Origin of the sequence: Nocardia sp. NPDC051052 (assembly GCF_044456045.1) — a bacterium.
Lineage (GTDB): Bacteria > Actinomycetota > Actinomycetes > Mycobacteriales > Mycobacteriaceae > Nocardia.
The window spans coordinates 204952-223714 of record NZ_JBITFL010000011.1 but is presented as its reverse complement, the minus strand read 5'-3'; the positions used below and the strand labels follow the sequence as shown (position 1 = coordinate 223714).

General features: G+C 66.0%; 20 protein-coding genes. 14 read left to right on the top strand and 6 right to left on the bottom strand.

Annotated elements, in window-relative coordinates; all coding sequences use genetic code 11:
* The first annotated feature begins 12 nt into the window (after window positions 1-12).
* The 12 genes from rpsS (at window position 13) to ACIBCN_RS33385 (ending at window position 8653) form a co-directional block, all read left to right on the top strand.
* A complete protein-coding gene (gene rpsS, locus ACIBCN_RS33440) occupies window positions 13-294 on the top strand; it encodes a 30S ribosomal protein S19 (RefSeq protein ID WP_357386117.1) in 282 nt (93 codons plus the stop codon).
* Entirely contained in the window at window positions 291-692 is a 402-nt protein-coding gene (gene rplV, locus ACIBCN_RS33435) for a 50S ribosomal protein L22 (protein WP_396995691.1), read from the top strand. The genes rpsS and rplV overlap by 4 nt, the downstream gene beginning before the upstream one ends.
* Window positions 693-1496 (top strand): 30S ribosomal protein S3, encoded by an 804-nt coding sequence (gene rpsC, locus ACIBCN_RS33430; RefSeq protein WP_040731339.1) that lies wholly within the window; start codon window positions 693-695, stop codon window positions 1494-1496.
* Between the two features lie 4 nt (window positions 1497-1500).
* Window positions 1501-1917, top strand: a complete 417-nt coding sequence (rplP, locus tag ACIBCN_RS33425) for a 50S ribosomal protein L16 (RefSeq protein WP_357386121.1) — start codon at window positions 1501-1503, stop codon at window positions 1915-1917.
* Window positions 1917-2156, top strand: coding sequence for a 50S ribosomal protein L29 (gene rpmC / locus ACIBCN_RS33420; RefSeq protein ID WP_039822417.1), 240 nt, complete (start codon window positions 1917-1919; stop codon window positions 2154-2156). Before rplP ends, rpmC begins: the two co-directional genes overlap by 1 nt.
* On the top strand, window positions 2153-2425 hold the full coding sequence (gene rpsQ / locus ACIBCN_RS33415) for a 30S ribosomal protein S17 (RefSeq protein WP_364736281.1): 273 nt from the start codon (window positions 2153-2155) through the stop codon (window positions 2423-2425). Before rpmC ends, rpsQ begins: the two co-directional genes overlap by 4 nt.
* Window positions 2426-2542: 117 nt before the next feature.
* The gene (locus ACIBCN_RS33410; protein WP_396995690.1) at window positions 2543-2797 is read left to right on the top strand and encodes a DUF6364 family protein; all 255 of its coding nucleotides are present in this window, start codon (window positions 2543-2545) and stop codon (window positions 2795-2797) included.
* A complete protein-coding gene (locus tag ACIBCN_RS33405) occupies window positions 2794-3231 on the top strand; it encodes a PIN domain-containing protein (protein WP_396995689.1) in 438 nt (145 codons plus the stop codon). The genes ACIBCN_RS33410 and ACIBCN_RS33405 overlap by 4 nt, the downstream gene beginning before the upstream one ends.
* A 113-nt stretch (window positions 3232-3344) precedes the next feature.
* Window positions 3345-4148 (top strand): phosphatase, encoded by an 804-nt coding sequence (locus ACIBCN_RS33400; protein ID WP_396995737.1) that lies wholly within the window; start codon window positions 3345-3347, stop codon window positions 4146-4148.
* Between the two features lie 291 nt (window positions 4149-4439).
* Complete coding sequence (locus ACIBCN_RS33395; protein WP_396995688.1) at window positions 4440-5648, top strand: MFS transporter; 1209 nt, start codon at window positions 4440-4442, stop codon at window positions 5646-5648.
* Between the two features lie 322 nt (window positions 5649-5970).
* A complete protein-coding gene (locus tag ACIBCN_RS33390; RefSeq protein ID WP_396995687.1) occupies window positions 5971-6414 on the top strand; it encodes an EXLDI protein in 444 nt (147 codons plus the stop codon).
* Between the two features lie 34 nt (window positions 6415-6448).
* On the top strand, window positions 6449-8653 hold the full coding sequence (locus ACIBCN_RS33385; RefSeq protein ID WP_396995686.1) for an MMPL family transporter: 2205 nt from the start codon (window positions 6449-6451) through the stop codon (window positions 8651-8653).
* 89 nt (window positions 8654-8742) lie between these two features.
* On the opposite strand, the gene ACIBCN_RS33380 is transcribed toward ACIBCN_RS33385, so the two are convergent.
* From ACIBCN_RS33380 to ACIBCN_RS33355, 6 genes are all read right to left on the bottom strand, one after another.
* Window positions 8743-11334, bottom strand: coding sequence for a hypothetical protein (locus tag ACIBCN_RS33380; protein WP_396995685.1), 2592 nt, complete (start codon window positions 11332-11334; stop codon window positions 8743-8745).
* 234 nt (window positions 11335-11568) lie between these two features.
* Window positions 11569-12312: a lysostaphin resistance A-like protein gene (locus ACIBCN_RS33375; protein WP_396995684.1), complete on the bottom strand. Its 744-nt coding sequence runs from the start codon at window positions 12310-12312 to the stop codon at window positions 11569-11571.
* Between the two features lie 207 nt (window positions 12313-12519).
* Window positions 12520-13449 (bottom strand): RluA family pseudouridine synthase, encoded by a 930-nt coding sequence (locus tag ACIBCN_RS33370; protein ID WP_396995683.1) that lies wholly within the window; start codon window positions 13447-13449, stop codon window positions 12520-12522.
* Between the two features lie 45 nt (window positions 13450-13494).
* Window positions 13495-14073, bottom strand: coding sequence for a putative glycolipid-binding domain-containing protein (locus tag ACIBCN_RS33365; RefSeq protein WP_396995682.1), 579 nt, complete (start codon window positions 14071-14073; stop codon window positions 13495-13497).
* A gap of 7 nt (window positions 14074-14080) precedes the next feature.
* A complete protein-coding gene (locus ACIBCN_RS33360; RefSeq protein WP_396995681.1) occupies window positions 14081-14530 on the bottom strand; it encodes a TIGR03667 family PPOX class F420-dependent oxidoreductase in 450 nt (149 codons plus the stop codon).
* Between the two features lie 38 nt (window positions 14531-14568).
* Window positions 14569-14769, bottom strand: coding sequence for a hypothetical protein (locus ACIBCN_RS33355; protein WP_396995736.1), 201 nt, complete (start codon window positions 14767-14769; stop codon window positions 14569-14571).
* Between the two features lie 387 nt (window positions 14770-15156).
* Between ACIBCN_RS33355 and ACIBCN_RS33350 the strand changes: the two genes are divergently transcribed.
* Both ACIBCN_RS33350 and ACIBCN_RS33345 read left to right on the top strand, forming a co-directional pair.
* Window positions 15157-17007, top strand: a complete 1851-nt coding sequence (locus tag ACIBCN_RS33350) for an ABC transporter ATP-binding protein (RefSeq protein ID WP_396995680.1) — start codon at window positions 15157-15159, stop codon at window positions 17005-17007.
* On the top strand, window positions 17004-18740 hold the full coding sequence (locus tag ACIBCN_RS33345) for an ABC transporter ATP-binding protein (protein ID WP_396995679.1): 1737 nt from the start codon (window positions 17004-17006) through the stop codon (window positions 18738-18740). The genes ACIBCN_RS33350 and ACIBCN_RS33345 overlap by 4 nt, the downstream gene beginning before the upstream one ends.
* The last annotated feature ends 23 nt before the right edge of the window (window positions 18741-18763 follow it).

Genomic DNA, 18763 nt, shown 5'->3' with positions numbered 1-18763 from the left:
AGGAGGTAAGAAATGCCACGCAGCCTCAAGAAAGGCCCGTTCGTCGACGACCACCTCCTCGCGAAGGTGGACGTGCAGAACGAGAAGGGCACGAAGCAGGTCATCAAGACCTGGTCGCGTCGTTCGACCATCATCCCCGATTTCATCGGTCACACCTTCGCCGTCCATGACGGTCGCAAGCACGTGCCGGTGTTCGTCTCGGACAACATGGTCGGGCACAAGCTCGGTGAGTTCGCGCCGACCAGGACGTTCCGAAGCCACATCAAGGACGACCGGAAGAGCAAGCGGCGATGACGACTGAGACTCAGAACCCGACCGCACGCGCAACGGCCAAGCACGTTCGCGTGACCCCGATGAAGGCTCGTCGTGTCGTGGACCTGGTCCGCGGCAAGCGAGTCGAGGATGCTCTGGCGATCCTGAAGTTCGCGCCGCAAGCCGCGAGCGAGCCAGTTGCCAAGGTCGTGGCCAGCGCCGCGGCGAACGCCGAGAACAACCTCGGCCTGAACCCGGCCACCCTGGTCATCTCGACGGCCTACGTCGACGAGGGTGCGACCATGAAGCGGTTCCAGCCGCGTGCCCAGGGTCGTGCGTTCCGTATTCGCAAGCGCACCAGCCACATCACCATCGAGGTCGAGAGCATCCCCACCGCCGGTGGAGCAACTCGCAACCGCCGGAAGGGAGGGGCAAAGTAAATGGGACAGAAAATCAATCCCCATGGCTTCCGCCTCGGTATCACCACCGACTGGAAGTCGCGTTGGTACGCGGACAAGCAGTACGCGGACTACGTCAAGGAAGATGTCGCCATCCGTAAGCTCCTCGCCACCGGCATGGAGCGGGCGGGCATCTCCAAGGTGGAGATCGAGCGCACCCGTGATCGGGTTCGTGTTGATATCCACACCGCTCGTCCTGGCATCGTCATCGGCCGCCGTGGCGCCGAAGCCGATCGCATCCGGGCCGAGCTGGAGAAGCTCACCAAGAAGCAAGTGCAGCTGAACATCCTCGAGGTCAAGAACCCCGAGTCGGATGCGCAGCTCGTTGCTCAGGCCGTGGCCGAGCAGCTGTCCAACCGCGTGGCGTTCCGTCGTGCGATGCGTAAGGCCATTCAGTCGGCCATGCGTTCGCCGAACGTCAAGGGCATCCGCGTGCAGTGCTCGGGCCGCCTCGGTGGCGCCGAAATGTCGCGCTCGGAGTTCTACCGCGAGGGTCGCGTCCCGCTGCACACGCTGCGTGCCGACATCGACTACGGCCTCTACGAGGCCAAGACCACCTTCGGTCGCATCGGCGTGAAGGTCTGGATCTACAAGGGCGACATCGTCGGTGGCAAGCGTGAGCTCGCCGCCGCCAGCGCTCCGGCAGGCGATCGTGATCGTCCGCGCCGCGAGCGTCCGTCTCGCCCGCGTCGGTCCGGCTCCGCCGGTACCACGGCGACCAGCACCGAGGCCGGGCGCGCCGCCACCGCGGTGGTGGACGCTCCGGCAGAGACACAGGAGGGCTGACGCAATGCTGATGCCTCGTAAGGTCAAGCACCGCAAGCAGCACCACCCCGGTCGTTCCGGCATGGCCAAGGGCGGCACCTCGGTGGCGTTCGGCGAGTACGGGATCCAGGCGCTGGAGCCGGCTTACGTGACCAACCGGCAGATCGAGTCGGCACGTATCGCGATGACCCGCCACATCAAGCGTGGCGGCAAGATCTGGATCAACATCTACCCGGATCGCCCGCTCACCAAGAAGCCTGCCGAAACCCGCATGGGTTCCGGTAAGGGTTCGCCGGAGTGGTGGATCGCGAACGTCAAGCCCGGCCGCGTGATGTTCGAGATGAGTTACCCCAGTGAGGAGATCGCTCGCGAGGCTCTGCGCCGCGCGATGCACAAGCTCCCGATGAAGTGCAGGATCGTGACCAGGGAGGAGCAGTTCTGATGGCTACCGAAACACCGGCCGCAGAGCTCCGCGAGCTCACCGAAGAAGAGTTGGTGCAGAAGCTGCGCGACTCCAAGGAAGAGCTGTTCAACCTGCGCTTCCAGATGGCGACGGGTCAGCTGGACAACAACCGTCGGCTGCGCGTGGTTCGTCACGAGATCGCGCGCATCTACACGGTCATGCGCGAGCGCGAGCTCGGTCTGGCCTCCGGACCCGCTGACAAGGGAGATGCGGCATGAGCGAACAGAAAGAAGAGCAGCGCGCCAGCCGCAAGGTTCGGGTCGGTTACGTTGTCTCGGACAAGATGACCAAGACGATTGTCGTCGAGCTGGAAGACCGTAACCGGCACAAGCTCTACGGCAAGATCATTCGCACCACCTCCAAGGTGAAGGCGCATGACGAGAACGAGATCGCCGGCATCGGCGACCGCGTCCAGCTGATGGAGACCCGACCGCTGTCGGCGACCAAGCGCTGGCGTCTGGTCGAGGTGCTGGAGAAGGCCAAGTAAGCCTTTCCGGTCTGTATGTCGAAGGCCCGCTTCCCGTTTGGGAGGCGGGCTTTCGCCGTTTCCGGAGAACCTCAGAAACCACGTCACATTGACGTGCTCCACGTGATATCCTGTGGTATGACAAAAAGGAATCTGACGATTCAGCTCGATGAGGAGGTGATCACCTCCGCCAAGGTGATCGCGGTGCAGCGGAGCACGTCGGTCAGCGCGATGGTGGCGCAGTATCTGCGCGAGGTCGCGCAGGACGCTGAACGCTACGAGTATGCGAAGCAGCAAGCTCTCCAATTGATGGCGAATGCCGAAGGGCACGGGGGCCACATCGACTGGCGCCGAGAGGACCTGTACGACCGGGGGGAGCGGAGGTACGCGTGAGCGAAACCGAGCGCACCTTTATCGACACCAACATCCTCGTCTATGCCCACGATATCGATGCAGGCCATCGGCACCACATCGCCCAAAAAGTGCTGGAGGATCTATGGTCTCGCGGCACCGGTTTGCTCAGCACGCAGGTGCTTCAGGAGTTCTACAACACCGCAACTCGCAAGTTGTCGCCACGGATGAGCCCGTCGAAGGCCCGTCGCGTCATCGCGATTTACAGCGACTGGTGTATCCGCGACACGGACCCCTTGATCATCATGAATGCCTCGTTCCTCGCCGAACAACACACGGTGTCCTGGTGGGACGCGCTGATTATCGAGGCCGCGTCCCAGTCCGGTGCGAAATACCTACTCTCGGAAGACCTTCAGCACGGCCGCGACTTTCTCGGGCTCGAGGTCCGGAACCCGTTCCTCGAGCGGGCTGAGTAGTCGGACGTCCCCGGCTCGCCGATCCCTGCTTGTAGTGTCGTATTGACGGCGAAACTGCGTCGATGCACCTGGCCTCGGTAGCAGCGTCGGCCGATGCGGAGGTGGGATTGTTGGTGCAGCCATATGATCGGGCGCTGTTGCGGAAGCATCTGCTGCAGACTCGGATAGCGGGGGATGTCGCGACGCCGCGAGAGGGGAACCTGGCGCACTACCGCAGGATGGTGGCGAAAGATCCCGGGTACCAGTTCGGGTTGGTGTTGAAGGACTGGACATTCGACGAGACGCTGGACATGATGGCGCGGCTGTGCGGAGTCAACCCCGATCCGCGGCACCGGCAAGGAGCCGACACCATCGGCGTGGATCTGACCATCGCGGCCCTCGATGAGATGGGTGCCAGGATCGGGCGTGCGGCGCGCGATCAGGAGACGGTGCTGCTGGCGACCGGTCACCCCGGTCCGCTGATGGGTGTCTATCGAGCTGTCGAGGATGCGCTGCATGCCGCGGGCTGCACGGTGCTGACGCCGGCTGCGGGATGGTCGTACCAGGTCATCACCGCGAATGGCTCGCGGGTCCGCGAAATCGTCTATACCTCAGGCGTTGCCGCGCTCAGCACCGGCGGCCGGTTCCAGCACACGCACGACCCGAACCCGATGCAGGCCATGCTGCAGGAACTGCGCGACAGCCCCGAACCCCGCAGCTGGCCCGACCTCGTCATCGCCGACCACGGCTGGGCAGGCACCGCGGGCGAAGCGGGCATCGACACCGTCGGCTTCGCCGACTCCAACGACCCCGCCCTCTTCGCGGGCCACGCCGAAGGCAAAATCGCCGTCACCGTCCCCCTCGACGACGGCGTCTTCCCCGAGTACTACGAGCCCATGACCGACTATCTGCTCGACCGCGCCGGTCTCACGGACTGAACTCGCCCCGCGCCCGGTCAGTGGCGTTGAGGGCATTTACAAGATCAAGTGAGCCATAGGGATGCTCTCGAAGATCGTTTGACGACCGTATGACTCGCCTCGATGCTCGCCACCGCGAGGCACCGGGTGGCACCGGGTGGCGGGTGCGGCATGTTGAGAGGTGTCGTCGGGTGAGGTGAAAGGTGTACCACCGCTTGCTCGTTGGATAGCGCGGCGGCGGAACGCTGCGGTGGCCGAATTCATGGGATAAATCGGTGGCGGCTCGTCGGTGGAGCGTGACAAGCTCGGTTGGTGCGGTCCTATCGGGTGGTGTTGTCGAATGCGGCGGTGCGTAATGTACTGCTGCTCGGGGCCTTGGTACGCATCCCGTTCTTCGCCGGGGCGGTGCTGCTCGCGCTGCATGTAGTACAGACCCTGCATGGGTCGTATGTGCAGGCCGGCGCGCTGAGCACGATCGTCACCGTCTGCATCGCGCTGAGCGGACCGTGGCGCGGGCGGCTGCTCGATCGATTCGGGCTGCGCCGCACCATCGCGCCGTCCATTCTGGTCGGTGCGGTGTGCTGGTCGATCGCGCCGTTCGTCGACTACGTCCCGCTGCTCATCCTCGCCGCCATCGCCGGGCTCTTCGACGTGCCGATCTTCACGGTGGTCCGGCAGGCGGTCATCGCCGCGACGACCGAGCAGAACCGGCAGCCTGCGCTCGCGCTGGAAGCGGTGTCCGTCGAGTGCGCGTTCATGGTCGGTCCGATCATCGGTGTCGCCGCCGCGGGTATCTGGTCGACGACGATGGTGTTGTTCTTCGTCCAAATGACTTTGGTGCTGGCGGGCATCCTGCTCTGGGTGCGGAACCCGCCGCTGCGCTCCGCTGCGGACGCCGACAGCGCCAGTTCCGCCGCCGTGCCGCGGCGCAGCTGGTTCCGCCTCGAATTCGTCGCCCTGTGCGTCGGCGCCAGCGCGGCCATCGCCGTTCTGGCCGGCTCCGAACTGACCTTCGTCTCCGCCATCCGCGAGTTCGGCGCGCAACAGTGGCTCGGCGTGATCCTGGCCGTCTGGGGTTTCGGCTCGGTTGTCGGCGGCCTCGTCTACGGCGCGCTACACCGCCCCATTTCGACCTACCTCCTGCTCGCCGGCCTCGGCGCGGTCACCATCCCGATGGCCTTCGCCATCGGCCCTATCTCCCTCGCCATCACCGGCCTCATCGCCGGATTCTTCTGCGCCCCAACAATTACCGCCTCGATCGATCAAATGAGCCGGATAGTCCCCGAAGGCGGCCGCGGCGAAGCCATCGGCTGGCACTCCGCCGCCCTCACCCTCGGCAACGGCATCGGCAGCTCACTGGCCGGCATCGCCATCGATGCGGGCGGCTTCCCCGCAGGCTTCGCCGCCGCCGCAACCCTGGGCATCGGAATAGGCCTAGGCATCCCCCTACTCCTCACCCTCCGAGACCGCCGCCGCCACCCAACCCCCAAGCCGGCGACCACCACCCAAGTCAACGCCTGAGCGTCAAAGCGTTTCAGTCGAGCCTTGCCCGCCGGATCGCTAACCGCCGACCCACCGAACAACGCGCACGTGGACTTCCCAGCGTCCGTCCACGCCGGGGTGCCGTACCGACGGGCCTGACGCTGCGGAGGTGCGCGACGTTCAGTTGGGTCTTGCGCTATACGTATACATCTACATATAGTGGGGCGGGAACGGGGCGTTGGGATGCGGCGGCTCGGGAAATGGCAGAACCGGATCTGAGGGGGTCGGCGGGAACTGATGAGGGGTCCGTCGACTGGAGGATCTATGCGCCCATGCGCACTTACTTATGGATGGAGTCATCATGGATTCACAGCATGTGGTTGATGAGGTTGTGAGCTTTGCGAAGGGGGAGCCGGACGAGTTCCGGGAAGTGGTGGTGAAGGTGGGGCCCGGGGGTGGGCGTGCGCAGCGGTTTGTCGGGCGGCTGCTGGGGGAGTCGACGCAGTTCACCAGGGTCGGGGTCGAGCTGGTTCGGGTTTATCTGGGCCGCAAGGGCAAGTACGCGGTGCACAAGAAGACGACGGACTGGACCGACTTCTCGGTGATGACCGACTGGGTCAAGGAATTCAAGAAGAAGGACTGGCGCAACGGGTTGGAACTCGACCTAGACGACCAGAGCTGGAGCGACTCCACTCTGGAGGTGGTGGATTCATTCGAGGAACTGCGGGATCGGGTTCCGGCCAGGATCTACCGCACCCTCGTCGACACGACCGACCACCCGCCGATCGAGGATCTCGACATCTGAGCCGCGGCTCAGATACCGAAAGGACTTGTCCCCCATGTTTGCTCGACTCGGGCAGTTGGTCGTACACCATCCGTGGAAGGTGATCGGCCTGTGGCTGCTCATCATCGTCGGTGTGGTGGCAACGGCGCCGCAACTCACCTCGACCACCGACCAATCCGACTTCCTGCCTTCGCATTACGAGTCCATTCAGGCACTCGATATGCAGCAGAAGGCATTTCCGCAAAGCGCGGCGCCCGCTGCGCTGATCGTTGTCGCGCGTGCCGACGGCGCGCCGCTGAGCGACGGGGACGTGGCCTCGGTCGCGTCGATCGGCGCGAAGCTCACCGACGCGAAAATCAAGGATGTCACCGGATTACAGGCGATCCCACCGTCGGAGAACCGGCTGATCCAGGTGATCGCGGTGCAGCTGACGAAGATGACCAGCGCGAGTGACACGACGCAGAGCGACGCGGTCAAGGCGCTGCGTAGCGAGCTGAAGGCGCAGGTGCAAGACACCGACCTGAAGGCGGGCATCACCGGTCAGGCGGCACAGATGCTGGATCAGGTGGAGTCGAGCAACAAGGGCATGGCCATCATAGGCGCCGCGACGATCATCTTGATCCTGGTGCTGTTGCTGATCATCTTCCGCAGCCCGGTGATCGCGCTGCTGCCGATCGTCACCATCGGCGCGGTCTCCAGTGTGGTGACCGGACTGATCGCCATGGTGGCCAAGGCTTTCGACCTCGAGATCGACAGTTCGGTGAACGCCATCCTGCTGGTGGTGCTGTTCGGCGTCGGCACCGACTACATCCTGTTCCTGATGTTCCGCTATCGGGAACGGCTGCGTGCGGGGGAAGACCCGAAGACCGCGATGGTCAGTGCCGTCACCCGAGTCGGCGAGGCCATCACCTCCGCGGCGGCCGCGGTGATCATCGCGTTCATGGCACTGACCCTGTCCACCCTCGGCATGTTCCGGGCGCTGGGTCCGGCTCTGGCGATCGCGGTCGCGGTCGCGCTGCTGGCCGGGCTGACGTTGGTCCCCGCCGTCGTTTCGCTGTTGGGCACCAAGGTGTTCTGGCCGTCCAAGGCGTGGCAGTCGGAGCCGAAGGGCGCCCGGTTCGGCGCGCTCGGCGCCGCACTGGGGCGTCGGCCCGCGGTGTTCGCCGTGGTCTCCGGTGGCGTGCTCGTCGCGCTCGGCATCGTGGCCGTCGGGTTCAATCCGACTTTCGATCTGAGTTCGGGCTCGACCTCCAGCTCCTCCGAATCGGTGGTCTACAACAAGGAATTGCTCAAGGGCATGCCCGCCGGTGCCACTCAGCCCTCGGACGTGCTGCTTCGCTCGACCGAAGGCGCGCTGACCAGCGATCAGCTCACCTCCTACCGCGCGGCGCTGACCGCGGTGCCCGGCGTGGGTCAGGTGGCCGAGCCGCTGTTGTCCGCGGACAAGGCAACGGCCAACTTCCAAGTGACGCTCACCTCCGCTCCCGAATCGGACGCGGCGATCGAGACGGTCCGCAGTCCGCTGCGGGATGCCGCGCACGCGGCGGCGCCTGCCGGAACAACCGCGGCGGTCGGCGGCATGACGGCGGTCTTCGTGGACTTTCAGGACGCGATGAACCACGATTACGCCATCGTGTTCCCGGTGGCCGCCATCTTGATCATGATCGTGCTCGCCCTGCTGCTGCGCAGCCTGGTCGCGCCGTGGTATCTGATGGCGTCGGTGTTCCTCGGATTCGCCGCGACGCTCGGCGCCGCGGTGCTGGTGTTCCAGCACATTCAGGGTGAATCCGGGCTGATCTTCACGCTGCCGGTGATCATGTACCTGTTCGTGGTCGCGCTCGGCACGGACTACAACATCCTGATGGTTGCGCGATTGCGGGAAGAGGCGCGCGCGGGACACGAGCCGAAACAGGCTGCGGCACTTGCCCTGCGGCATACGGGCCCGACGGTCGCGGCGGCGGGCCTGATCCTGGCCGGGACCTTCGCCTCGATGATGTTGGCGGGCAACAATGTGCTCTCGCAGATGGGGTTCGCCATCTCGGTCGGCATCGCGATCGCCGCGTTCGTGATGGCGATGTTCTTCACCCCGGCGCTGACGGCGCTGCTCGGGCACCGAGCCTGGTGGCCGGGGCATGGTGACGAGAAGCCCGGGTCCCCCGAGCGGGGTGAGTCGCGCTACCCCGCGCGAGACGATCGCACGCTGACCGTACCAAGTGGTGCGCCCGGCGGGGGTTGGTCGAACACCGGTGAACGGCAGTAAATAAGACAAACGGGCTGTCCTCCAGTAATTCTCGAGGACAGCCCGTTTCGCTGTTCGGGGCCTTGCTGGTCGAGCGGAGGTTCGTGAAGTCAGCCGCTGATGGCATAGGGGCGGCGGACCTTGATCCCCGCCTCGACCGCCCTGGCCACGGCGGCGCGAGAGACGCCGACCTCGTTGGCGATGCCCGGGGTCAGCCAGGATTCGTCGGCGAGCCGAAATATCTGGGTGAGTTGCTCGACGGAAAGATTCGACATCCCGCGACGGGTGATCTCGTGTGCGAGAGCGGTGATTTCGTCGTCCTCATCGATCTCGTCCTCGTCGTCCACCAGCTCCGGTTCCACCTCGACCGGCGGGCGGGCGACGATGCTGGCAGGCTCGGTGCGCGGGGCAGGACGCGGCGGCTCCAGGTTCTCGTCGAAGACGAGTTGTTCGACGTCGGCCTCGGCGACGCTGGGCGCGGCCGGCTTGCGGCGGGCGGTGTTGGCGCGAGAAGTGGTCTCACCCGAGATCGACTGGGCGACAGTGTCGGCGATCGTTGCGGCGGCCTTACGAATGGGGTCACCAGTGTGAGGCTCTTCTGGCTCGTCGCCGCGATGGGCGTCGGTGGTCGTTTCGGGAGCCGGGGTGACGGTGTAGGGATCGGTGCGTTCGCGCGGGATGTCGTTCACCGGAAACAGCTGCATGGCATGCCCGTTGAGCCCGGCGTGGCCGTTGGTTTGCGTCGTGTCGCCGTTGGCCGGTGTGCGGTTGGTCCCGTTGACCGCCTGGCCGTTGATCGGCAATCGGCCGCTGCCGGCGAGACCGTGTCCGTTCGTCACCGCGTGGCCGTTGGTCGGTGCGACTCGGCCGCCGTCGACCTCGTGGCCGTTGGTTTGTGCGTTGTCGCCATTGGTCGGCGTGCTGCGATCGAAGCCGTTGACCGGCCGAGCATTGGTCGACGAGGTGTCGTCGCCAACGGTGTATCCATTGGTGGCCGCATGACCATTCGTCATCGCCGAGTGGCCGTTCGTCATTGCGTGTCCGTTGGTGACGGCGTGACCGTTGGTCGAGGAGTGCGCATGGTCGGCCGGTCCGGCAGAACGTGGGTCGCTCGGTTCCACGGCCAGCGGGTGGCCGTTGATGGCCGAGAACGGTATCGCGACTCCGCCGTCGATGGACTCGGGTGCTTCGGGCGACTGGTGATGATTGTCAGCCGAAACTTCTTGCACGGCATGCCCGTTGGTCACCGGGTGCGAGTCGTGGACGTCAGGTGCGTCGGTCAGTGGGTGGGCCGTGTCCGCCGGGAACGACCGCACGGCGTGCCCGTTGGTGGACGGTCGCGAGTCTTCGACGGGCGTATCGGGCAGTCGGTCGACAGAGTCAGCCGGAACCGCCTGCACGGCATGCCCGTTGGTCGCCTGCCGCGCGTTGTAGTCGCCGGGCAGTCGGGGCGCGGTGTCGGCGGAGCGTGCCTGCACGGCGTGTCCGTTGGTTGCCGGTCGAGCGTCGCCGGGCGCGTCGGTCGGTTGATGAGCGGTGTCGGTGGAGGCAGCCTGCACGGCGTGTCCGTTGGTCGCCCGTCGAGCGTCGCCGGGCGCGTCGATCAGTTGATGAGCGGTGTCGGCCGAGGACACCCGCACGGGATGTCCGTTGGTCGAGGATCGAGCATCGTCGGCGAGTGGATCGGCCGAGAACGACCGCACCGCATACCCATTGGCGGACGGCGCGACGACCGGCTCCACATGGTCGGGCCGAGGTCGATCCGACGACCTGTCGACGTCTTCCACCGCGCCGACCTCAGCGCCAGGCAGCCCAACGGTGGTCGTCGCAGCGTAGGGGTCCACTCCGTTGAGCAGCCAGCGACGATCGTCCGGCGCGTCGACGGTAAGCCCGACCCGAGCATCCCGGTCGCTGACCCGATGCCGGACCACCGTCGCATCCCGATCCAGCACCGGCGCCCCGTCGATGAGCAGCGCGTACCGCGCGGAAACCCAGGCGTGCAACCAGATCACGACGCCGACCATGACGGGCGCGATCGCGTATTCCGCGGCGCGCCCGAACGAACCCGAGGCCAGGTGCGGCCCCGCGTTCAGCGCGATGGTGGTGCCGAGCAGCGCGGTCTCGAAAAACACCACCTTGCCGCGCGCCAGCTCGCGGCCCCAGCGGGCGGCGGTGGTCGCGGCGACCATGATGGTGATGATCGGAATCGAGATCATCGCCTCGATCCCATAGCTCAACCAATACAGCGGGTCGGTCATGTCCCCGCTCGGCACCAGGTTGTGCTGCACGTTCACGCCGGCCCACACCATGCCGAGCACGACGACGGCGATCAGCGCCCGCGACGACCATTCGGCGCGCCGGTACAGCTGGGCCAGCCGCGCATCCTCGCTCGATACCCGTCGCCGCGCGGCCAGCGCCTTGCGATGCCATCGCTCGTCCGCCTCGTCGGCGCGCCGAATGGTGGCCGCGCTGCGCCGGTCTCGCTTCTCGGCGGCCAGTTCTTCTTCGACCGCCCGCCGCCGCTGCTTGCGCCGCTGCGCCCGAACCCATTCCGCGAGTTCGCGTTCCGCCCCGATTTCGCCCTCGGATAACACCTCGAACAGCGCGGCGTCGTGCTGCAGCGGCAGTTTTCCGCGAGCCGTCTCGACCCGCTGCGCCAACGCGGCGATCTCGGAACTACCGGTGGATTGTTCGTCGCGCATCGCGAGCCTTCCCGGAGCAGATCGTCAGCAGACCTACTTGCTCGAACGTATGTGTGATCGCAATGAGGCTAAACCGGCCACCGGCCGAGGTCAATGCCGACGCTCGAAAACCAGTGCGAATATCTGCGCTGATCTTGTGACACGCCGATTCGAGCAACACGCCGTCGGCAATGCTTCAGAAAGCGGGCCCAATACGGCGGGAATTCCGCTGGGCCGTGCTCGATTTCGAGGGGCTCAGGACAAAGTTGTATGCCAAACAATGGCCGCTGCCAGGGCGCCCGCCCCATTCACGGACCAGTGCAGCGCTATCGGCGCCAGCAAACTCCCGCTGCGACGCCGCAACCAGGTGAACACGACGCCCGCCGCCGCGGTCGCGACAACCGCGAGCGCAATCCCGATGAGCTGACCGGCGACACCGCCGCCGACAAACCCGGAAAGGCCACGATTACTACTGGTCAATCCGAGCGAGGAGGCGATATGCCAGAGTCCGAAGAGCAACGATCCCGCCGCGAAGACCCCACGCGCCCCGTAGACCCGATCGAGCGTGCCGTGCAGCACCCCGCGGAACGCCAGCTCCTCCGGAATCACCGTCTGCAACGGAATCACGATCATCGAGGCGATCAGCGCCCCGGAGATGGTGGCGTAGCGATCGGCCATGAAGAACGGGCGGGTGATCGGCAAGATCGCGCCGATGGCGACCGCGGCGAGCACGACGCCGACCGCGCCGAGTGCGTAGAGCGTCCCGCGCCGCCAGTAACGCGGCGAGAGGCCGAGCTCGTGCCAGTGCAGCCCGCGCCTGCGCATCATCGCGAGCAGCACGACGGCGGCCACGGGCACGGTCACGATGCTGGCCCAGGCGGTGGTGAAGTGCGCGATCAGGTTGGTTCCCGCCAGGACGACGACCACCACGGCCACATCGGCCCACGCGTGCAATCTGCGGCGGGGCGGAGCCGCTTCCTCGAGGTCCTGTGCGAGCATCCCGCCCAGTGTACGGATGGGTGCCGGGGCCGCCGCTCGATCGGTCATTTGCTGTCGGCCTACCCGAATCCGTCAGATATACGGGTCTCGATGTCGCGTCGCGTCGCGCGGGTTACTCTGACTGGAACTTGTTTCAGTTCCAGGAGCCGCGCCCGGCGTGGTCTGAGCCCCGCGGCGGGTGCATGGGTCGGCTGATTTCCAGTGCTGTCAGCCGGCCCACCCGTCTTGATCCGTCCACGCCTGCAGCTTGCGGGTGGTTTCGAAGCGGCGCGGCTCGTGACTGATCGGATCGGTGAACTCGAGCGATGCCGCGAGCAGTTGCAGCGGACGGGTGAAATCGTCAACGGGCTTGTCGGTGATCACGGGATAGAAGTCGTCGCCGAGAATCGGGATGCCGAGGCTGTTCATATGTAGCCGCAGCTGATGGGTCCGTCCGGTCACCGGTCGCAGTCGATACCGCCCGCGCCCATCGCGATGCTCCAGCAGCTCGATCGAGGTCTCGGCATTGGGCTCGCCATCGACCTCCTGCGCCGCGAGCACCTGCTTCTCCTTCACGATCCGGCTGCGCACCACGCGCGGCAGCGCCAGCGCGGGATCGAACGGCGCGATCGCCTCGTATTCCTTACGGACCGTGCGCTTGTGGAACATCGTCTGATACGCGCCGCGCCGCGCCGGGTTGATGATGAAGAGCACCAGGCCCGCCGTCGCCCGATCCAGCCGATGCGCCGGAATCAACTCCGGCAGGTCGAGTTCTCGGCGCAGTCGCACCAGCGCGGTCTGCAGAATGTGCTGCCCGCGCGGGATGGTCGCGAGGAAGTGCGGCTTGTCCACGACGAGCAGATCGGCGTCGCGATGCACGATGGTGATGTCGAACGGCACCGGCGTCTCGACGGGTAGGTCGCGGTGAAACCACACGGCACTGCCTGGCGCATAGGGCGCGTCCGGCGCGATCGGACCGTCGAGATCGACGATCCCGCCCCCGCGCAGCAGCTCATCGATGCGGGCCGGATCCACCCGGGGGAGCCGCTCGACCAGATGGTCGCGAATCGTCGCCCAGTCACCGTCCTCCGGCAGCCGGAGCCGGGCCGGGTCCAGGCCGTGCCGCTTGGGCAACGGCGGTTTCTGCCGCCTTCTCATCGGCATCGACCCTAGTCGTCGGCCATTTCGCCGGTCGCCCTCGGGCTAGTGTGCGCGCCGCGCGATGCCCGGGTAATCGAGGACGAAGCCCGACTCGTCATAGGTGAGTGTGCTGGTGAAATCGAACTGCGGTGCGGTGTAGTCGAATCGCTGGTGCGGACCGTCATCACCGATTCGGTGGTAGCTCTGCTCGAGACGGGTCACCTCGAGCCCGACGGCGCGCACGTACGCCGCTGGCGCTTCCGCGGTTGTATCGATGGTCAGGCCGAGCCGATGCACCGGGAACGCGTTGGTCAGTGCCGAGGCCGCCAGATCGACGTCGAGGCAACCGGACAGCGCGGGATTCGGCACGCCGTCGACCGTCCAGTTGCCCGTACCGTCGGAGTTCAGCTGCACCGTGTGCCAACCGCCGCGTTGCCGAGTCGCGACCACAGCTCGCCGGGTGTGCCACGACGGGTCGAGGATGATCTGATAGTCGACCGCCCACACCTCGCCGTCTTCAACCGCCGTTGTACACCCATCGATCCGCACACCGGTCTCGGTCACCTTGAAGTAGGCGATCTCGAAACCGGTGCGCGCGCCCCGATGCTGCCACGCGGCAGTCGGTGGTGGTGGCTCCATCATCGCGGATTCAGAAGCCGCGCAGGCGATCTGGGCGGATCCGGACGACCGTGGAGTACTCGGCGAAGAATTCCTCGGCGGTCATCTTGATGTCCTTCAGTCCGTCGACGTATTTCGCGGTGTACGTGGCGATTTCGTCGGCGGAGGGGGCAGTGCCGTCGATGCGTGCGGTGCCCGTGAAAACCGCGACCGCACTGCCCCATTCGGTGCTGTTGAAATTCAACGAAACGCGCGGGTTGCGGATCAGATTGCGCAGCTTGGCCTGGTCGGGCTTGCTGAACAGTAGGAACTCGTCGTCACGCCACTGGAACCACACCGGGTTGGGTTGCGGGGTCCCGGTGGAGCCGACGGTGGTCAGCCAGATCACGGGTTCCTTGTCGAGACGCTCGGCGACTGTGGCGCCGAACGCGGTGCTCGGGTCGACGACGGGCGCGGATCGGTCGGATGCCGTTGTGGTCATGTGGGGAACAACACCACGACGGCCGGGAGGATTCCGCGCTACGGCGTTGCTCGCTCGTCGAGCACCATCCGCCGCGCATCGACCAGCGTCCGGCGCGCGCGACGGCGTACCCGGCACCCGTCAACGCTGCAATTCAAATGCACCTGCATGGCGCGGTGCGCCTGCTCCGGTGTCAGCTCGCCCGGATCGACCGAGCAACGCGCAATTGTGGAAATGACCTGTGTAACAAACATATTCACGACTCCCAAGGTGGTATTTCCGTATAGCGAAGAAGCTAGCCATGTATCCGCGCTATCGGGCCTGGTTGGACGGTCGTTCACGGAGCATTCCGCCGGATGACGGGCAGTTGAAAGATTCGGGTATTGCGCTGTTTTCGCAGATGTCCGGAACAAGTCCGCAGTGCGACAATCGATTCGGCGATAAAACGTGAGCGTTTCTGAAAAGCGGATTAAATGGACATTTGATCGCTATGTCGGCGGCCTGCCCGTGTATCGCGCGAGTCTCCGGCCGCCATGCCTGACCAGCGCCGCCGGAGATAACTTAGGCTAACCTACATTTCTGGCGCATCCTGCGTGAGGATGAGTCCTGTTCGTTGCGGAAACCAACGATGGCGAGAGGCACAACCTATGACGGTGGAGGTCGCGCCGCTTTCGGCGGCGGAGACGGGGAACCGACCGCCCCGAGCGGTACAGAAGGCGCACAAACAACAGGAAGCGTTGGCGCGCAAGGAGATCCTGGCACCCGTGCGACGGGCGCTCACCCTGGCGAGCATCATCGTGGCGGTCGCCTCGGTGTGCACCGTGGTGCCGTTTGTGCTGATCGTCGCGGCCTGCCGGGAACTGCTGGCCGAGCAGGTCGATACCGACCGGGTCTGGCGGCTGCTACTTATCGCCGTGGTCGTGCTCGTCGTGCGTGGCGTATTGCAGGCGGTGGCGCTCACCTGGTCGCATCTGGTGGACGCGAACTACCAGCTGACGTTGCGTAGGCTGCTCGCGGCCAAACTGACCAGGGTGCCGCTCGGCTGGTTCGGCGAGCGGTCCGCGGGCGAGGTGAAGAAGCTACTGCAGGACGACGTCGAGGCGCTGCATTATCTGGTGGCCCACGCCCGGCTGGAATTCGTGGCAGCGCTCACTGTTCCGCTGGTCACGCTCGGCTACCTGTGCACCGTCGACTGGCGGCTCACGCTGGTGCTGCTAGTTCCGCTGGTCGCCTTCGCGGTGATGTACAGCAAGATGCTCGACCAGGACGGACGCGACCGGTTGGCGGTCTTCAACCGGTGGGAGCGTCGCACTCAGGACGCGACCATCGAGTTCATCGACGGCATCCAGGTGGTGCGTGCGTTCGGCCAGGCAGGCAAGGCGCACAGCACATTCCAGGAAGCCGTGGACGGCCAGGCGCAGAGCGTGGATAGGTTGAAGTCCCCGATCATCCGGCTGCAGTCGGCCTCCGACCTGGTGGTCGCCCCGGTCTTCGTGATGCTGGTGGTTGTGGTCGCCGGCCTTGCTGGCGTCGGGCTGCACTGGGTGGCGCCGGTGGATGTCCTGCCGTTCCTGCTGGTCGGGCTCGGTTTGGGCAGCGCGCTGCTCGGGCTCGGCTACGGTGCGCAGGCGCTGCGCACGGCCGGTGCCGCCGCCGTTCGGCTGCACGAGTTGCAACAGACGCCAGAATTGAGCACCGCGGCACCGGCTCCCGGCGACCCGGCGCCGGCCGCCCCGGGTGTTGTCCGCTTCGAGGGTGTGACCTTCGGCTACCGCACGGACCATGATGTGTTGCGCGACATCGAGATCGAACTCGCTCCCGGCACCCTCACGGCGCTGGTCGGTCCGAGCGGGTCGGGCAAGTCCACGCTCGCCAAGTTGCTGCCCCGCTTCTATGACGTCGGCTCCGGACGAATCACCATCGGGGGCAGAGATATCCGGGATCACTCCACCGAAGAGCTGTATCGCACGGTCGGTTTCGTCTTCCAGGATGTCCGATTGGTCGGCGGCACCGTTCGCGACAACCTGCGGTTGGCGCGTCCCGACGCCGACGACGCAGCATTGGCGCAGGCCGCGCGCGCCGCACAGATCCATGATCGGATCATCGCGCTGCCGCGCGGCTACGATTCCGAGATCGGTATCGACGCTGTCCTGTCCGGCGGTGAAGCACAACGGCTTTCGATCGCGCGTGCGTTGTTGGCCGACACCCCGGTGCTCGTGCTGGACGAGGCAACCGCCTTCGCCGACCCGGAATCGGAGGCCGCGGTGCAGGACGCGCTCGCGGTATTGGTTGCCGGCCGCACCGTGCTGGTGATCGCGCATCGGCTGCACACCATCACCGGCGTCGATCGAATCCTGGTGTTGGAGAACGGGACCGTGGCCGAGCAGGGCGACCACCACGCCCTGCGAGACGCGGGCGGGACCTATCAGCGGCTGTGGGAAATCAATGAGGAAGCGCTCGGCGCTATCGCATACGCCGAGACGGAGGAGGGGCGATGATTCGCAAGGTACTCGGGCTGGTGCCTGCCGAATTCGACGCGCTGACACCGAAACTCCTCGCCGCCATCGTGGCGCAGGCGTTGAGTCAGGCTGCGGCCTATCTGCTGCTCGTGCCGGTGCTGGAAGCGTTGTTCGACGACGACCTCGGCGGAGCCTGGGTGTGGACGTTGTGGATGGTGGCGGCGGTAGCGGCCGTCGTGGTGTTCGGCTTCCTGCAGGCGGTGATCGGCCTGCGCATCGGCGTCGGCTTGCAGCGGGGCCTGCAGACCAGGCTCGGTGATCACCTCAACGCGCTGCCGCTCGGCTGGTTCGAGTCGCAGAGCGCGGGCACCTTGTCGCGGGTAGTCGTCGAAAATGTCAGGGAAATACAGGGTTTGGTCGCGTACCTGCTCACCAAGGTCATCACCAGCATCCTGGTGCCGCTCGGCGTCGCGGTCGGCATGCTGTTCATCGACTGGCGAATCGCGCTCGCCATGTTGCTGGCGGCACCGGTGCTCTATCTGATCAACAGCTTCGCCAATCGCGCGTACACCCGGTCCGATGCGCAGCTGCACGCCGCCGCCGCCGAGGCCGACTCGCGGGTGCTGGAATTCGCTCAGGCTCAGCCGGTCCTGCGTGCGTTCGGCGCGGTCGGCTCCGGCAACCGGGCACTGGAGGCCGCACTGGCGGGGCAACGGTCGGCGATCTCGCGGCTGATGTTCGCGACGGTCCCCGGCCTCATCGTATTCGGATTGTTCGTACAGGCAGTCTTTCTCGTCCTGGTCTACGTCGCCATCGGCCGGGTGACCGAAGGCACGATCTCAGCGGCCGCCGCGATCGCGTTGATCGCGGTGAGCTCCCGGTTCATCGAGCCACTGAATCAGGCTGCGCAACTTGCCAATGCGCTGCGTTCCGCGACCGCCGCGTCGGACCGGATCACCGCACTGCTCGCGGAACCCGTTCTACCGGAAGCGGACACGGCGGTTACGCCGGGTGTTGCGTCGATCGTGCTCGACAATGTGAGCTTCGGCTACCGGCCTGCGGAACCCGTCGTCTCCCACGTCACGTTCAGCGTGCCCGCGGGTACCACCACCGCGATCGTCGGCCCGAGCGGTGCGGGTAAGACCACCCTGCTGCGGCTGGTCGCCAGGTTTTACGACATCGACTCCGGCCGAGTCGTGGTCGGCGAGCACGACGTGCGCGAGCAGCCATCGGCGACCCTGCTGAACCAGCTCTCGCTGGTCTTCCAGCATGTGTATCTGTTCGACCAGTCGGTGGCGGACAACATCCGCATCGGCAGACCCGACGCGACCGACGATGAGGTGCGGCGCGCGGCCGAGGCGGCCAGGGTCGACGAGATCGTCGACCGACTCCCGGACGGCTGGGACAGCATGGTCGGCGAGGGCGGTGCCAGTCTGTCCGGCGGTGAGCGGCAACGGGTTTCCATCGCCCGCGCGTTGCTCAAAGACGCCCCGATCGTGCTGCTGGACGAGGCGACCAGCGCCCTCGATCCGCACAGCGAAGCGGTAGTGGTGCGCGGGATGCACGAACTCACCAAGGACAAGACCGTGATCGTCGTCGCGCATCGACTCGCCACCATCGCGCACGCCGATCAAATCCTGTTCCTCGACGGCGGCCGAATCGTCGAACGCGGCACGCACGCTGAGCTTTTGGCCGCGGGCGGGCGCTACGCCGACTTCTGGAACGAGCGCTCTCGCGCCAGCGGATGGCGGCTGGAGTCGGCCGTGGTTTGACCGAAAGCGCAAGGACCGGGCCC

Excerpts from the sequence above, each read along its gene's own strand:
- ACIBCN_RS33410 (WP_396995690.1), top strand. The coding sequence starts at position 2,543 with ATGACAAAAAGGAATCTGACGATTCAGCTCGATGAGGAGGTGATCACC.
- ACIBCN_RS33385 (WP_396995686.1), top strand. The coding sequence starts at position 6,449 with ATGTTTGCTCGACTCGGGCAGTTGGTCGTACACCATCCGTGGAAGGTG.
- ACIBCN_RS33380 (WP_396995685.1), bottom strand. The coding sequence starts at position 11,334 with ATGCGCGACGAACAATCCACCGGTAGTTCCGAGATCGCCGCGTTGGCG.
- ACIBCN_RS33375 (WP_396995684.1), bottom strand. The coding sequence starts at position 12,312 with ATGCTCGCACAGGACCTCGAGGAAGCGGCTCCGCCCCGCCGCAGATTG.
- ACIBCN_RS33350 (WP_396995680.1), top strand. The coding sequence starts at position 15,157 with ATGACGGTGGAGGTCGCGCCGCTTTCGGCGGCGGAGACGGGGAACCGA.
- rpmC (WP_039822417.1), top strand. The coding sequence starts at position 1,917 with ATGGCTACCGAAACACCGGCCGCAGAGCTCCGCGAGCTCACCGAAGAA.
- rplP (WP_357386121.1), top strand. The coding sequence starts at position 1,501 with ATGCTGATGCCTCGTAAGGTCAAGCACCGCAAGCAGCACCACCCCGGT.
- ACIBCN_RS33360 (WP_396995681.1), bottom strand. The coding sequence starts at position 14,530 with ATGACCACAACGGCATCCGACCGATCCGCGCCCGTCGTCGACCCGAGC.
- ACIBCN_RS33390 (WP_396995687.1), top strand. The coding sequence starts at position 5,971 with ATGGATTCACAGCATGTGGTTGATGAGGTTGTGAGCTTTGCGAAGGGG.
- ACIBCN_RS33365 (WP_396995682.1), bottom strand. The coding sequence starts at position 14,073 with ATGATGGAGCCACCACCACCGACTGCCGCGTGGCAGCATCGGGGCGCG.
- rplV (WP_396995691.1), top strand. The coding sequence starts at position 291 with ATGACGACTGAGACTCAGAACCCGACCGCACGCGCAACGGCCAAGCAC.
- ACIBCN_RS33370 (WP_396995683.1), bottom strand. The coding sequence starts at position 13,449 with ATGAGAAGGCGGCAGAAACCGCCGTTGCCCAAGCGGCACGGCCTGGAC.
- rpsC (WP_040731339.1), top strand. The coding sequence starts at position 693 with ATGGGACAGAAAATCAATCCCCATGGCTTCCGCCTCGGTATCACCACC.
- rpsQ (WP_364736281.1), top strand. The coding sequence starts at position 2,153 with ATGAGCGAACAGAAAGAAGAGCAGCGCGCCAGCCGCAAGGTTCGGGTC.
- rpsS (WP_357386117.1), top strand. The coding sequence starts at position 13 with ATGCCACGCAGCCTCAAGAAAGGCCCGTTCGTCGACGACCACCTCCTC.
- ACIBCN_RS33345 (WP_396995679.1), top strand. The coding sequence starts at position 17,004 with ATGATTCGCAAGGTACTCGGGCTGGTGCCTGCCGAATTCGACGCGCTG.